Origin of the sequence: Thermomonospora cellulosilytica (genome assembly GCF_014138835.1) — a bacterium.
Taxonomy (GTDB): domain Bacteria; phylum Actinomycetota; class Actinomycetes; order Streptosporangiales; family Streptosporangiaceae; genus Thermomonospora; species Thermomonospora amylolytica.
The window spans coordinates 6,852,006-6,866,161 of record NZ_JACJII010000001.1; the positions used below are offsets into that span (position 1 = coordinate 6,852,006).

General features: G+C 72.3%; 13 protein-coding genes. 11 read left to right on the plus strand and 2 right to left on the minus strand.

Annotated features, from left to right (window positions below; translation table 11 throughout):
* Positions 1–9: 9 nt before the first annotated feature.
* Positions 10–822 (plus strand): DUF4253 domain-containing protein, encoded by an 813-nt coding sequence (locus tag HNR21_RS32210; protein ID WP_182708101.1) that lies wholly within the window; start codon positions 10–12, stop codon positions 820–822.
* Positions 823–1,021: 199 nt separating this feature from the next.
* The gene (locus HNR21_RS32215) at positions 1,022–1,597 is read left to right on the plus strand and encodes a TerD family protein (RefSeq protein ID WP_182708102.1); all 576 of its coding nucleotides are present in this window, start codon (positions 1,022–1,024) and stop codon (positions 1,595–1,597) included.
* 162 nt (positions 1,598–1,759) lie between these two features.
* On the opposite strand, the gene HNR21_RS32220 is transcribed toward HNR21_RS32215, so the two are convergent.
* The gene (locus tag HNR21_RS32220) at positions 1,760–2,404 is read right to left on the minus strand and encodes a maleylpyruvate isomerase N-terminal domain-containing protein (protein WP_312881472.1); all 645 of its coding nucleotides are present in this window, start codon (positions 2,402–2,404) and stop codon (positions 1,760–1,762) included.
* A 541-nt stretch (positions 2,405–2,945) separates the two neighbouring features.
* Between HNR21_RS32220 and HNR21_RS32225 the strand changes: the two genes are divergently transcribed.
* From HNR21_RS32225 to HNR21_RS32255, 7 genes are all read left to right on the plus strand, one after another.
* Positions 2,946–4,310 carry a cytochrome P450 gene (locus HNR21_RS32225; protein ID WP_182708103.1) on the plus strand — a complete coding sequence of 455 codons (1,365 nt, stop codon included), beginning with the start codon at positions 2,946–2,948 and terminating at the stop codon, positions 4,308–4,310.
* Positions 4,307–5,221: a terpene synthase family protein gene (locus HNR21_RS32230; RefSeq protein WP_182708104.1), complete on the plus strand. Its 915-nt coding sequence runs from the start codon at positions 4,307–4,309 to the stop codon at positions 5,219–5,221. Before HNR21_RS32225 ends, HNR21_RS32230 begins: the two co-directional genes overlap by 4 nt.
* Positions 5,218–6,819, plus strand: a complete 1,602-nt coding sequence (locus tag HNR21_RS32235) for a prenyltransferase/squalene oxidase repeat-containing protein (RefSeq protein ID WP_312881474.1) — start codon at positions 5,218–5,220, stop codon at positions 6,817–6,819. The genes HNR21_RS32230 and HNR21_RS32235 overlap by 4 nt, the downstream gene beginning before the upstream one ends.
* Positions 6,820–7,030: 211 nt before the next feature.
* On the plus strand, positions 7,031–9,532 hold the full coding sequence (locus HNR21_RS32240; RefSeq protein WP_182708105.1) for a sensor histidine kinase: 2,502 nt from the start codon (positions 7,031–7,033) through the stop codon (positions 9,530–9,532).
* A 48-nt stretch (positions 9,533–9,580) separates the two neighbouring features.
* The gene (locus tag HNR21_RS32245) at positions 9,581–10,006 is read left to right on the plus strand and encodes a roadblock/LC7 domain-containing protein (RefSeq protein ID WP_119728968.1); all 426 of its coding nucleotides are present in this window, start codon (positions 9,581–9,583) and stop codon (positions 10,004–10,006) included.
* Entirely contained in the window at positions 10,003–10,386 is a 384-nt protein-coding gene (locus HNR21_RS32250) for a DUF742 domain-containing protein (protein ID WP_119728967.1), read from the plus strand. Before HNR21_RS32245 ends, HNR21_RS32250 begins: the two co-directional genes overlap by 4 nt.
* Positions 10,367–10,984, plus strand: coding sequence for a GTP-binding protein (locus HNR21_RS32255; protein ID WP_119728966.1), 618 nt, complete (start codon positions 10,367–10,369; stop codon positions 10,982–10,984). Before HNR21_RS32250 ends, HNR21_RS32255 begins: the two co-directional genes overlap by 20 nt.
* Before the next feature lie 138 nt (positions 10,985–11,122).
* Here HNR21_RS32255 and HNR21_RS32260 read toward each other — a convergent pair whose 3' ends face one another.
* Positions 11,123–11,479, minus strand: coding sequence for a hypothetical protein (locus HNR21_RS32260; protein ID WP_182708106.1), 357 nt, complete (start codon positions 11,477–11,479; stop codon positions 11,123–11,125).
* A 275-nt stretch (positions 11,480–11,754) separates the two neighbouring features.
* Here HNR21_RS32260 and ddaH point away from each other — a divergent pair, with 275 nt between their 5' ends.
* Both ddaH and lpdA read left to right on the plus strand, forming a co-directional pair.
* Entirely contained in the window at positions 11,755–12,639 is an 885-nt protein-coding gene (ddaH, locus tag HNR21_RS32265; RefSeq protein ID WP_182708107.1) for a dimethylargininase, read from the plus strand.
* 75 nt (positions 12,640–12,714) lie between these two features.
* Entirely contained in the window at positions 12,715–14,121 is a 1,407-nt protein-coding gene (gene lpdA / locus HNR21_RS32270) for a dihydrolipoyl dehydrogenase (protein WP_182708108.1), read from the plus strand.
* Positions 14,122–14,156: the final 35 nt, after the last annotated feature.

Sequence of the window (14,156 nt, forward strand, 5' to 3'; positions counted from 1 at the left end):
TTGCCGGGCATGGCTGAGCTTCTTGACGGGCCGTTCGGCGTACTGCCTCCCGGGCTGCCGCCGGGACGCCTGATCGTTCCCGACGAGGGGGACTGGCCCGGCGGGCCCGTGATGTGGGTGTCGGACGAGCCGGTGCCGGACGCCGCCGCGCTGTGGACGCGGCTGCACGAGAGCCACCCGGAGACCGGCTTTTATCCGCTGCTGCTGAAGACCCTGCGCGACGAGTCCGACCGGCCCTGGCACTCCGGGGAGCTGTTCCCGCCCGCCTCGGTCGGCGCGATCGACGTGCTGGAGGCCGGCGGGGTGCTGCAGCGCTTCTGGGAGTGGGTGAGCGAGGAACTGCCCGAGGACGCCGGCGAGGGCGTGCAGGTCGACGGCAACGGGGTGCCGCGCGGCCCCTGGCCCGGCCTGGCCCCGGCGGGCCCGCCCGGCGGTGATCCGGACAAGACGGCGCGCGAGCACGTCCTCGCCTGCCACGTCGGTGATTCCGTGCTGCTCGGGCTGGTGCCGGCCGGCCGGGGCGCCGACGCCCTCACCCGGATGGGCTGGTCGGGGCCGTGCAACCACACCGACCACACCCAGGAGATCTCCGCGGTGGTGCGGTCGTGGGAGGACAGGTTCGGAGCCCGGGTGACGTCGGTGGGCTTCGCCACCCTGGACCTGTCGGTGGCCGCTCCCCCGGCGACCCTCGACCAGGCGATCGAGATCGCCGTCGAGCACCACGCGTTCTGTCCCGACAACGTCCGGCAGGGCTGCGGCGACCTCACGCGGTACGCCGAGTCCCTGGTCGACGCGGAGCACTGGTCGTTCTGGTGGGACTGAACGCGGGCCCGGCCGCGGCGATACGGTGGCGATACGGCCGTGCGCCGCGCCACGGACCCGGCGCCCGTTTCCTCATGAACCCGGCGCGGGGCCGCCGGGACGCGTAGCGTCGGACCCGGAGCGGCCGCCCGCCAGGGGAACCGTCTCCGCGCGTGCCCCGTTGACGCAGCAGTACACGACGACGAATGAGGAGAACCCCATGGGTGTCAGTCTGGCCAAGGGCGGCAACGTGTCGCTGAGCAAGGAGGCTCCGGGCCTGACGGCGGTCACCATCGGACTGGGCTGGGACGTGCGCTCCACCACCGGCACCGACTTCGACCTCGACGCCAGCGCGCTGATGCTGAACGAGTCCGGCCGGGTGCTGTCGGACCAGCACTTCGTGTTCTTCAACAACCTGCGCAGCCCGGACGGCTCGGTCGAGCACACCGGCGACAACCTCACCGGCGAGGGCGAGGGCGACGACGAGCAGATCAAGGTCGACCTGGCCGCGGTGCCCGCCGAGGTCGCCCGGATCGTCTTCCCCGTCTCCATCCACGAGGCCGACCAGCGCGGCCAGTCCTTCGGCCAGGTCCGCAACGCCTTCATCCGGGTGGTCAACCAGGCCGACAACTCCGAGATCGCCCGCTTCGACCTCACCGAGGACGCCTCCACCGAGACCGCCATGGTCTTCGGCGAGCTCTACCGGCACGGCAGCGAGTGGAAGTTCCGCGCCATCGGCCAGGGCTACGCCTCCGGCCTGGCCGGCGTCGCCAAGGACTTCGGCGTCAACGTCTGACCCCGTCTCCCGGGAAGCCGGGCGGACCACCCGCTCCGCCGCGATCGTCCGCCCCGGCCCCACCGACCCGCGAAGGCCACGGCCGCCCATCCGGCCGTGGCCTTCCGCGTTCCCGGCCCCGGCATCCCACCGCATACGGATCGGTGGGGCGGCGAGCGGTGGTCAGAAGGCGGAGATGGTGGCGGGGGCGCGTTCGGCGCGGCTGAGGGCGCGCAGGACCGCGGTGGGGCCGTGGCGGCGGACGGCCAGGCGGGTCAGCAGGGCGGTGACGACCTCGACGGCGTGCGGGGGCAGGGCGGGGGTGGGGATGCCGACGCTGACGGCCAGGTCGTCGGAGTGGACGGCCATCTCCATGACGCGGGTGGTCAGCAGGTCGTCCAGGCGCAGGGACCACTCGTAGCGCATGGCGCGGACGGGGCGGTCGGGCGGCAGGCCGGGCAGGACGGTGCGCAGTTCCGCCAGGGCGGCCTCGGCCTGCCCGGCCAGGGCGGCGGGGCCCTCGGCGGCCCGCTCCTCGCCGTTCCGGCGGATCGCCGCGTTGGGCTCGGCGTCCAGGTCGGCGCCCAGCCAGGTCATCCGGGAGTAGTGCTCCAGCAGGCCGACGACCTGCTGTGCGGGCTCGGCGGCGAGCACGGCGGTCACGCTGGAGATCTGCAGGGCCAGGTGCTCGGCGAGCCCGCCCACCGTGAATCCCTGCAGCGCGCTCGGCCGCGACCACTGGCCGGCCACGGCGGGGTCGGTCAGCAGCGCCAGGGCCGAGGCGGCGGTCTCCAGGTAGGTCTCGGTCATGGTGGGCTGGTCGGCCACTGCTCGTCCTCCGATCCGCGACGGACGTCCGTTCCGCCGGGCAACCCTACGAGCCGCGGGCGCCGCGCGCCGCCGGAACGCGCGCGCGGAGGGTGTCCGAAAACCGGCCGGCCCCCCTGTTACGCGAGTGACTGATGTGAAAAAGAAACCTTCCAGTAACACAACGGCGACCTCGGCCGGTTTGGGATCCGGGAAGCAGGACGTTCGATCACACTGGGCGGACGTCCCGGCTCCTCTTTTCGGAGAGGCCACTAACTGTTGATGCGGAAGGCAGTTAGTCACGTATCCATTACGTGACTCGCGGTAAGCGCCCAGGTGACACGCCCATGGTGACCCAGATCACCCAAGGTGACCGAAACCTAGTGACCAAGAGGGTTGCCAGGGGAAGTTGATCATGTGATACTCCCCATGAATACCCTATACATCACATTTAGCACGAGTCACCACAAATCGGACAAACCGGGAGGGGGTTCCGGTCCGCGAGCCGGCGCCCCCTTTTCGCGCACCGGAGAACACCGATAGGGGCCGTAACAAAATGTCCGTGGACGTCGAGGCGGGTCCCACCCGCAAGGCGAGAAGCTTCCCCCTTTACCGCACACTTCCCGGCTTCCTGCGAGACCCTCTCGAAGAAGTGCTGCGCATCGCCCGTACCGCCGACGGCGAGGTGGTGCGGCTCGATCTGGGCGCCTCCCGGCCCTTCCTGGTCACCCATCCCGACCACGTCCAGCAGGTGCTCCGCCGCGAGTCGGACAACTTCCTGCGCATCGGCACGTTCTGGCAGCCGCTGCACGGCCTGTTCGGCGACGGCATCATGAGCGAGGGCGAGCCCTGGGAGCGCAGCAAGCGGGTGCTGCAGCCGGTCTTCACCGCCCGCAACGTCAACTCCGCCACCGACCGGATGGCCGAGGCCATCAACGACGTGGTGGCCCGGTTCGACGGGCCCGCCCGGGAGGGGCGGCCGCTGCCGGTGCTGCCGGAGATGAGCCGGATCGTCAACGAGACCGTGATCCGGGTGCTGTTCGGCGGCAAGATCACCCAGGCCGAGGCCGACCGGCTGATCCCCGCCATGGAGGAGGTGGCGGTCAACATCGCCTACCGCTTCCTGCTGCCCTTCGTGCCGCACGCGGTGCCGTTGCCGGGCGACCGCGCGTTCCGCCGGGGCGTGCAGGTGATGGACGAGACCCTCTACGCGCTCGTGGAACGATTCAGGAACCACCCCGGCGAGGGCCACGACATCTTCACCGCGCTGTGCCAGGCGCGGCTGGCCGAGGGCGGCGACCTGGACGACACCTGGGTCCGCGACAACCTGCTGGCCATGTTCGCCACCAGCACCGAGACGACCACGGTGGCGCTGTCGTGGCTGTGGCCGCTGCTGGCCGAGAACCCGCCGGTCGAGGCCAGGCTGCGGGAGGAGATCGACCGGGTGGTGGGCGGCGAGCCCGTCCGGCCGTCCCACCTGGGCGACCTGGTCTACGTCAAGCAGGTCATCCAGGAACTGCTGCGGCTGTACCCGGTCGGCTGGATCTTCCCCCGGCAGGCCACCCGGCACACCGTCGTCGGCGGCGTGCCGATCAAGCCCGGCCAGACGGTGCTGATCAGCCCGTTCCTGACGCACCGGCTGCCGTCGGTGTGGGCGGACCCGCTGCGGTTCGATCCCGACCGGTTCGCCCCGGAGCAGGCGCGCCGCCACCACCGCTACGCCTACTTCCCGTTCGGCGGCGGCCCCCACCAGTGCATCGGCCGGCACGTGTTCAACGTCGAGGCGCAGCTCATCCTGACCGCCGTGATGAGCCGGTACCACGTCAGGGTGTCGCTGCCCGAACGGCCGGACGCCCGGATCGGCGCGACGCTGCGGCCCAAGGTCGACTTCACCATGACGCTCGAACCCGCCGGGGACGACTCGTGAACGCCCCGTCGCTGGCGGAGGAGACCGGCCGGGACGCGGTGCCGGCGGCCCGGATCAGCGGACGGATCAGCGCGGTCGCCGGGCAGGCCCAGCGGCAGATGCGCTCCTGGGCCGCCGCCTACCCGGGGCTGTTCGGGGCCGAGGCGTTCGACCCCGCGCTGTTCAGCACGCTGTCCCTGGCCGCGGCGTTCAGCGGGCCCTGGCACACCGCCGACGAGCTGCGGATGGCCAACCGGATGTGCCTGTGGTGCTTCGCGCTGGACTACCTGGTGGACTACGCGGCCACCACGGAGGCCGAGGTGACCCGGATCGTCGAACGCTGCGAGGCGGTGGCCGGGGGCGCCCGGCCGGCCGCGGACGACGAGCTGACCGTGTTCCTGGCGGAGATCCGCGACGAGCTGGCCGCGCTGCCCGCGTTCGCCGAGCTGGGCGGGGTGTGGCGGGACGAGCTGCGCCGGATGCTGGCGGCGATGGCCCGGGAGTGGACCTGGAAGGCCGCGCGCCGGGACGGCGACACCGGCCGCCCCACGCTCGCCGAGTACCTGGACAACGCCGACAACCTGGGCTTCTCGTTCGTGTTCGCGGCGCACTGGATCGCCACCTGCGGAACCGGGCCGGGCGGCGGGGTGGACCCGGTGCGGCAGGCGAGCCGTGCGGTGCAGCGGGTCATCCGGCTGCTGAACGACCTGGGCACCTACGAGCGCGACCTGAAGTGGGGCGATCTGAACGCCCTGCTGCTGGACGCCACCCGGGAGGAGGTCGGGCGGCGCGTCGCCGAGGCCACCGCCGAGGCCCGGCGGCTGCTGGAGCTCGCCCGCGCCGAGCACCCGCGCGAGGCCGACTACATGGAGCGCCAGATGGACTTCTGCGCCGGCTTCTACCGCGTGACCGACTACTGGGGGGCGCCGTGATCGACCACGGGCTCCCCCGGACCGCCACGGGGACGCCCCGGATCGATCCGGGCATCGACATCGCCGCCTCCGCCGACGAGCTGGTCAACGGTCTGCTGGAGCACCCCTGGGGTCAGGTCACCCCCTCGGTGTACGAGACCGGGCGGCTGGTCGGCCTGGCGCCCTGGCTGGCCCTCCACGACGAGCGGGTGCGGTATCTGGTGCGGACCCAGCGGCCGGACGGCGGCTGGGGCGCCCCCCACCGCGGCTACGCGCTCGTCCCCACGCTGAGCGCGGTGGAGGCGCTGCTGGCGGAGCTGCGCCGCGGCCCCGCCGACCGGAGCGGCCCCCGCAAGGCCGTCGACCGGGGCCTGACCGCGCTGGGCGAGTGGCTGGAGGGCGGCGGGCCGCCGATCCCGGACATGCCCGCGGTGGAGCTGATCGTCCCGGTGCTGATCGACCGGATCAACGACCATCTGGAGCATCTGGACGGAGGGCCGTCCGGGCGCCGGCTGGTCCCGCCCGCCGGGATGGACGGCGCGAAGGCGGCGCTGATCGGCTCGCTGGTGCGGGCCGGGGCGGACCTGCCGGACAAGCTGTGGCACGCGCTGGAGATCGCCGGCGACGCGGCGGCCGGGGCGCGCGGCACCGCCCCCGAGCACACCGGGACGATCGGGGCGTCGCCCGCGGCCACCGCCGCCTGGCTGGGCCCCGCCGAGCCGCCGCCGCACCACCCGGCCCGCCGCTACCTGGAGACGGCGGCCCGGGCGCACGGCGGGCCGGTGCCGTGCGGGCTGCCGATCACCGTGTTCGAACGGGGCTGGGTGCTGAGCTGGCTGATCCGCGCCGGCGTCCCGGTGCGGGCGCCGGAGCGGCTGGTGCGCGAACTGCGGGAGGCGATCGGGCCGGCGGGCGCGCCCGCGGCGGCCGGGCTGCCCGCGGACGCCGACACCACCTCGGCCGCGCTGTACGCGCTGGCCCTGGCGGGCGCGCCGCACCCGCCGGACGTGCTGTGGGGGTACGAGACGCCGACGCACTTCTGCACCTGGCGGGGCGAGGACGGCCGGTCCATCACCACGAACGCCCATGTCCTGGAGGCCTTCGGGCGGCATCTGGCGACCGTCCGCGGACCGGCGGAACGGTATGCGGCGACCGTGGCGAAGGTCGCGGGCTGGCTCTGCGAGCAGCAGCTTCCCGACGGGCAGTGGACCGACCGCTGGCACGCGTCGCCCTACTACGCCACCGCCTGCGCCGCACCGGCGCTGGCCGGCTTCGGCGGCCCCGGAGCGCGCCCGGCGGTGGAGCGCGCCAGGCGCTGGACGCTGCGGACCCAGCGGCCGGACGGCTCGTGGGGCCTGTGGGAGGGCACCCCGGAGGAGACCGCCTACGCGCTGCACGTCCTGCTGCTGAGCGGGCCGGAGGGTGCCGAGGAGCCGGAGGTCCGGCGGGCCGCGGCGCGCGGCGCCGCGGTGCTGCGGGAGGCCGTCCGCACCGGATCCATTGAATCGAACAATCCGCCCATGTGGCACGATAAGGACCTTTACACTCCGGTCGCCGTCGTGCACGCGGCGATCCTGGCGGCCCTGCACATGACCGCCGGAGGTATTTCAGATGGGTGAATCTCATCACACTCCGGACTTGACATCCCTTCCACCAACAGCCCGGATGTTGCCGATTCACCTTGAGCGACCTAGTTGGCGTTGATAAGGTTCTCGGGGTTGCGGCGCCGGGGCTCGGCCCCGCCGCGCCCCCATGACATCGGGTGCTGCGCGAGCGGAATGATCACATTCAGGCTTGTGAACAGCTGCAAATATTGTTGAGGCGATTGCAATGCGCATCCGCAACACACGTCTGCGGACCAAAATCGCGGCCCTTCTGCTGTCCCTGACGGCGCTCTGGGCGTTCGCCGCCTGGGTGACCCTCCGGGAGGGCGTCAACCTGCTGTGGGTCAGCACACTGGACCGCGCGATCGCGCAACCCACCGACCCGCTGCTGGCCGAACTGCAGACCGAACGCCGGCTGTCGGTCATCAGGATCGCCAAGCCGGGTGCGCAACAGGACAGGGAACTGCGCGAGCAGCGCGCCCGCACCGACCGGTGGCGCAAGACCGTGGTCCGCCAGGCCCGCGGCGGCAACGTCGACCGCGCCGCCGACGAGGTGCTGGAACGCCGCATCGACGAGATGCTGGGCCTGCTGAACCGGCTGGACGAGGGCCGGCGGGCGATCGACAGCGGGGCGTGGAACCGCACCCAGGCGATCCAGCTCTACAGCGACGTCATCGAGTCGGTGTTCCGGGTCTACGACTCGCTGGCCACCCTGGACGACGAGAACTTCGCCGAGCGGACCCGCAACCTGGTCGAGCTCAACCGGAGCTGGGAGCTGCTGTCCCAGGAGGACGCCCTGCTGGCCGGCGCGCTGACCACGGGCCGGCTCACCGCCGCCGAGCATTCGGAGTTCACCCAGATTGTCGGCACCCGGCGGCACGCCATCGAGAAGGCCGCGGTGCAGTTGCAGAACGGCGACCCGATCGCCCACCGGCAGCTCACCGGCAGCGCCACGCTGGCCCGCGTGCGGGGCCTGGAGGACGTGGTGATGCAGCGCGGGCTGCGCGGCCCCAGGCCGCCGGTGACCGTCGAGCAGTGGAACGCGGCCGCCCCGCCGGCCATCGCCGAGCTGCGGCAGACCATCCAGCGCTCCGGTGACCGGCTGGTGGAGGACGCCACCCCGATCGCCGCCGGGGTCATCGCGCGGCTGGCGCTGGCCGGCGGGCTGGGCCTGATCGCGGTCATCGCCTCGATCGTGATCTCGATCACCACCGCCCGGGCGCTGGTCCGCCAGCTGGAGCGGCTGCGCGACGCCGCCTGGGAGCTGGCCAACGAACGGCTGCCCGGGGTGGTCGAGCGGCTCGGTCACGGCGAGCGCGTGGACGTGGCCGCCGAGGCCCCGCCGCTGCGGTTCGGCGACGACGAGATCGGCCAGGTGGGCAAGGCGTTCAACGCGGTGCAGGAGACCGCCATCCGGACCGCGGTCGAGCAGGCCGAGCTGCGCCGCAGCTTCCGCGACATGCTGCTCAGCCTGGCCCGCCGCTCGCAGACCCTGGTGCACCGGCAGCTCACCCTGCTGGACGCCATGGAGCGCCGGGAGATGCCGGACCGCGACATGGAGGACCTGTTCCGGCTCGACCACCTGGCCACCCGCATGCGGCGCAACGCCGAGAACCTCATCGTGCTGTCCGGCTCCACCCCGGCGCGCGCCTGGCGACGGGCGGTGCCGATGGTGGACGTGGTCCGCGCCGCGGTCGCCGAGATCGAGGACTACACCCGGGTGACGGTGCTGCCGTTCGGTCCGGTCGGGCTGGCCGGACGGGCCGTCGGCGACGTCACCCACCTGCTGGCGGAGCTGATCGAGAACGCCGTGTCGTTCTCCCCGCCCTACACCACGGTCCAGGTCGGCGGCCACCCGGTGGCCAGCGGGTACGCGATCGAGATCGAGGACCGCGGGCTCGGCATGACCGACGAGAAGCTGGCCGAGATCAACCACCGGATCGTCGACCCGCCGGAGTTCAACATCTCCGGCTCGGTCCAGCTCGGGCTGTACGTGGTCGGCCGGCTGGCCGAGCGCTACCAGGTCCGGGTGCAGCTCAAGCGCTCGGCCTACGGCGGCACCACCGCGGTGGTGCTGATCCCGCACGACCTGGTGGTGGAGAACGTCGAGGACGAGCTGTCCCGCCGTTCGGACGGCGTGCCCGCGCTGGTCACGGCCCCCACCGCGGCGCCGTCCGGTGCCGTCCAGAGCTCCGCCCCGGCCGCTCCCCCGGCGATCTCCGCGGTGCCCGAGCCCCTGACCGGGGCGGCGCCGGAGCCGCCGTCCGCGCCGGAGTCGCTGCCCGCCCCGGTGCCGCTGCCGGTCCGCCAGGGCTCCGGACGGCACGCGCGCCCGGTGTCCGAGCCCGTGCCGCCGGCCGGCGAGCCCGCCGACGAGCCGCAGACCGCGGACCGGCCGCACAGCGCCGGCGAGCCGTCCCCTGCCACCGCCGAGAACTCCGGGAGCCCGATGCCCGAGAATCCGCACCCCGTACCGGAGACCGCCCGCACGCCGGGCGGCCTGCCCATGCGGGTTCCGCAGACCAACCTGGTCCCGCAGCTGCGCACCGAGGCACCGATCACCGCGGCGGACGAGGACGCGGAGGAGGACGAGGACCTCCTGCGCTCGCCCGAGGAGATCCGCCGCATCGTGGGCGCCTACCAGTCGGGTACCCGTCGCGGCCGTTCAGACGCCGCCAAGGCCGCGCCCCGGACGGACCGGGACGACGACGGCGAACCCGAGTCCTAAGAGAGAACCGAAGCCGCGCCGACGAACATCGACAAAGGACGGTTAGAGGTGCAGAAGACAGGTTCCTCCGTTGACCTGGCCTGGTTGCTGGACGATCTGGTCAAGCGGGTGACCGAGGCCCGGCACGCCGTCGTGCTCAGCGCCGACGGTCTGCTGATGGCCGCGTCCCAGGGGATGAGCCAGGACGACGCCGAGCACTTGTCGGCGGTGGCCGCCGGGATCCAGAGCCTGGCGCGCGGCGCCGGGGAACGGTTCGGCGGCGGAGCGGTCCGCCAGACCATCATCGAGATGAAGACGGCCTTCCTGCTGGTGACGGTGGCCGGCAAGGGCGCCTGCCTGGCGGTGCTGACCACCGAGGACGCCGACGTGGGCCTGGTGGCCTACGAGATGGCGATGCTGGTCACCAGCGTGGGCCACCACCTGAGCACGTCGGCCCGGTCGACGTCGGCGACGGGGAGCCCGGCGCGGTCATGACCAGGCCCGAGGACATGCCCGAGCAGCTCGTGGACGACCATGCCGGGCCGATGGTGCGCCCCTATGTGATGACCCGGGGCCGGATCCAGCCGGTGCGCGGCAAGTTCGACCTGATCACCCAGGTGATCGCGACGAGCCCGATCCCGACGGCCGAGGTCGGGATGGGCCCGGAGCATCTGGCCATCATGCGGCTGTGCCAGAACGTGATGTCGGTGGCGGAGATCACCGGTCATCTGAACCTGCCCGCCAGCACCGTCCGGGTGCTGCTGGGCGATCTGCTGGATCGCGGCTACGTGGCGATCCAGGAGCCGGAGCCGGAAGCCGACATTACCGACATCAGGATCTACGAGGCGGTGTTGAATGGACTCCGTGCGCTCTGACCGGGACGCCGGACGCCCCGCTCGGGACGCGGGACGTCCGAAGCTGCCCACCGCGGTCAAGATCGTGATCGCGGGCGGTTTCGGGGTGGGCAAGACGACCATGGTGGGCACCGTCTCGGAGACCACCCCGCTGCGCACCGAGGAGATCCTGACCGACCGCGGCGTGGGCGTGGACGACACCTCCGGGGTGGAGACCAAGGACACCACCACCGTCGCCATGGACTTCGGCCGCATCACGATCCGCGGCGACCTGGTGCTCTACCTGTTCGGGACGCCGGGGCAGGAGCGCTTCTGGTTCATGTGGGACGAGGTCTCGCGCGGTGCGCTGGGCGCGGTGGTGCTGGCCGACACCCGGCGGCTGGCCGACTGCTTCCCCTCGGTGGACTACTTCGAGCGCCGCAAGGTCCCGTTCGTCGTGGCGGTCAACTGCTTCGAGGGCGCCCAGCGCTACGAGCTCGAAGAGATCAAGATGGCGCTGAACCTGGGCACCGACGTGCCGGTCATGCTCTGCGACGCCCGTGAGCTGAAGTCCTGCAAGCAGGTGCTGATCGAGATGGTGCAGCACGCCATGTCGCAGCGGGTGCTGGTCAAGTCCTGACCGCCCGCGTGCGCACCGCCGGTGCCGGGCGGTGCGCGACGGCGTCGGCGACGACCCGGGCGCGGATCCCGGCGGTCGCCCCGGCCGGCTCGGCTCCCCGAGCCGGCCGGGGCGTTCCTCCGCGGTCGCGGCGGCGCCTCAGGTGGACCTGCGCTCCGGCTCGACGTACTCGTTGAGCTCGGGGATGCTCAGCAGCTTCTGCGTGGCCGCGCTCTCGGCCTGCACGATCCCGCTGGCCAGCATGGTGTTGCGGTGCCGCAGCCGGCCGGTCTCGCGCAGCAGTTCGTCCACCTCCGCGCGCAGCCGGGCGATCCGCCGGGCGAGCCGCAGATAGGTCGCCAGCCCGGCGCCGACGGCGCCCAGCGCGAACGCGGCCAGCGCCGGCGACCACAGCGCTCCCACGGCCAGGACCGGGATCAGGAGGATCACCGCCGTCACGCGGCCGTGGCTCTCCGCCCAGTCCCAGGCGTCGTTGACGCGCTTGGGGATCCGCACTGCGCTCTCCTTCCTGACAGACCCGCACCTGTGTGTTTTCGACGGTATGTCATGACCGGGACGGTCCCGCCCCGGCGGCGGCCCGTCGCAGCGCGACGTGACGTACGCCGCATTCCCGGAGATCGTGCAACGAATCGACCGTACGGCCCGCCGCAGACGCAACGTTCGACCATCATTCCGCAAGGTCGGCGGCTTGGGCGCGGGGTCGCGGGTTCTTAGGCTTACGGATCGTAAGCCTGTGCCGTATCGGCCCGAATCAGTGGACAGGAGCCCGCATGACCGTTTCGCCGGCGATGGAGCCGACGACCGCATCGAGCCCCGCCGTAGCTCCCGCAGCCTCCCCCGAACCCGCCGCGCGGGAGGCGTCGGCCCGCCGCTTCCTGATGTGCCGGCCCGAGCACTTCGCCGTCACGTACGCGATCAACCCGTGGATGGACCCGGACGCCGGGGCCGACCGGGACCGGGCGGTGGCCCAGTGGGAGGCGCTGCGCGACGCCTACCTGGCGCTCGGGCACCGGGTCGAGCTGATCGAGCCGGTCGAGGGGCTGCCGGACATGGTGTTCGCCGCCAACGGCGCGCTGGTGGTCGGCGGCCGGGTGTACGGGGCGCGGTTCCGCCACCCCGAGCGGGCGGCCGAGGGCCCCGCCTACGCCGAGTGGTTCCGCCGCAACGGGTTCGCCGACGTGCTGGAGCCGGAGCACGTCAACGAGGGCGAGGGCGACTTCCTGGTGCTGGACGACCTGATCCTGGCCGGGACCGGGTTCCGCACCGACGTCGCCGCCCACCAGGAGGCGCAGGAGTTCCTGGGCCGCCCGGTGGTGACGCTGCGGCTGGTGGACCCGCGGTTCTACCACCTGGACACCGCGCTGTTCCCGCTGGGCGGCCGGAACGTCGCCTACTACCCGGGCGCGTTCTCCCCCGGCAGCCGGGCGGTGCTGGAACGGCTGTTCCCGGACGCGCTGATCGCCGACGAGGCCGACGCGGTGGTGCTGGGCCTGAACGCGGTCTGCGACGGGCGGCACGTGGTGGTCAACGCCGAGGCCCGGGGGCTGATCGCGCAGTTGCGCGGGCGCGGGTACGAGCCCGTCCCGGTCGACCTGTCGGAGCTGCGCAAGGCCGGCGGCGGCCCGAAGTGCTGCACGCTGGAGATCCGCATGTGATCTCGCTCTCCCCGCGGTGCTCCGGGCGGGTCCCCCGAGATGCGGGGGCCCGCCCGGCGGCATATCGTCCAGAGAATGAGCACACACTTTGACGTCGTGGTCCTGGGCGCGGGCCCGGGTGGATATGTCGCCGCGATCCGGTCGGCACAGCTCGGGCTCAAGACGGCGATCATCGAGGAGCGGTACTGGGGTGGAGTCTGCCTGAACGTGGGCTGCATCCCGTCCAAGGCCCTGCTGCGCAACGCCGAGCTGGCGCACATCTTCACCAACGAGCGCAAGCTCTTCGGCATCGAGGTGGACGGGGAGGTCCGGTTCGACTTCGGCGCGGCGTTCCAGCGCAGCCGCCAGGTCGCCGACGGCCGGGTCAAGGGCGTCCACTACCTGATGAAGAAGAACGGGATCACCGAGTTCGAGGGCCGGGGAACGTTCACCGACCCGAACACCCTCCAGGTGACGCCGTCCGGCGGCGGCGAGACCCAGACGGTCACGTTCGGCCACTGCATCATCGCCACCGGCGCGCATCCCAGGCTGCTGCCGGGCACCTCGCTGTCGGAGCGGGTGGTCACCTACGAGCAGCAGATCCTCGACGAGAGGCTGCCGGAGAGCATCGTCATCGTCGGCGCCGGGGCGATCGGCATCGAGTTCGGCTACGTGCTGCACAACTACGGCGTCAAGGTCACCATCGTCGAGTTCCTGGACCGGGCGCTGCCCGGCGAGGACGCCGAGGTGTCCAAGGAGCTGGCCCGCCGCTACCGCAAGATGGGCATCGACGTGCTCACCTCCACGCGGGTGGACGGCATCGACGACTCCGGCGACAAGGTCAAGGTCACCGTCACCGGCAAGGACGGCTCGCAGCAGGTCCTGGAGGCCGACAAGGTCCTGCAGGCCATCGGGTTCGCGCCGAACGTCGAGGGCTACGGGCTGGAGAAGACCGGTGTCGCGCTGACCGACCGGGGCGCGATCGACGTGGACGGCCGGGGCCGCACCAGCGTGCCGCACATCTTCGCGATCGGCGACGTGACCGCCAAGCTGATGCTGGCGCACGCCGCCGAGTCGATGGGCATCATCGCGGCCGAGACCATCGCCGACGCCGAGACGATGGAACTGGACTTCGTGATGATCCCGCGGGCCACCTACTGCCAGCCGCAGGTCGCCAGCTTCGGCTACACCGAGGCGCAGGCCCGCGAGGAGGGCTTCGACGTCAAGGTCGCCAAGTTCCCCTTCACCGCCAACGGCAAGTCGCACGGCCTGGGCGACCCGAACGGCTTCGTGAAGATCATCAGCGACGCCAAGTACGGCGAGCTGCTGGGCGCCCACATGATCGGCCCGGACGTCACCGAGCTGCTGCCGGAGCTGACCCTGGCCCAGCAGTGGGACCTGACCGTGCACGAGGTGGCCCGCAACGTGCACGCCCACCCCACCCTGAGCGAGGCGGTCAAGGAGGCGATCCACGGGCTGGCCGGCCACATGATCAACTTCTGATCGGCTGAACCCGGCGGCGGCCGCCCGCGTACCAC

Bases quoted from the DNA above. Each gene is read 5' to 3' on its own strand.
- HNR21_RS32210 (WP_182708101.1), top strand. From the start codon at position 10: ATGGCTGAGCTTCTTGACGGGCCGTTCGGCGTACTGCCTCCCGGGCTG.
- HNR21_RS32215 (WP_182708102.1), top strand. From the start codon at position 1,022: ATGGGTGTCAGTCTGGCCAAGGGCGGCAACGTGTCGCTGAGCAAGGAG.
- HNR21_RS32240 (WP_182708105.1), top strand. From the start codon at position 7,031: ATGCGCATCCGCAACACACGTCTGCGGACCAAAATCGCGGCCCTTCTG.
- HNR21_RS32250 (WP_119728967.1), top strand. From the start codon at position 10,003: ATGACCAGGCCCGAGGACATGCCCGAGCAGCTCGTGGACGACCATGCC.
- HNR21_RS32255 (WP_119728966.1), top strand. From the start codon at position 10,367: ATGGACTCCGTGCGCTCTGACCGGGACGCCGGACGCCCCGCTCGGGAC.
- ddaH (WP_182708107.1), top strand. From the start codon at position 11,755: ATGACCGTTTCGCCGGCGATGGAGCCGACGACCGCATCGAGCCCCGCC.
- lpdA (WP_182708108.1), top strand. From the start codon at position 12,715: ATGAGCACACACTTTGACGTCGTGGTCCTGGGCGCGGGCCCGGGTGGA.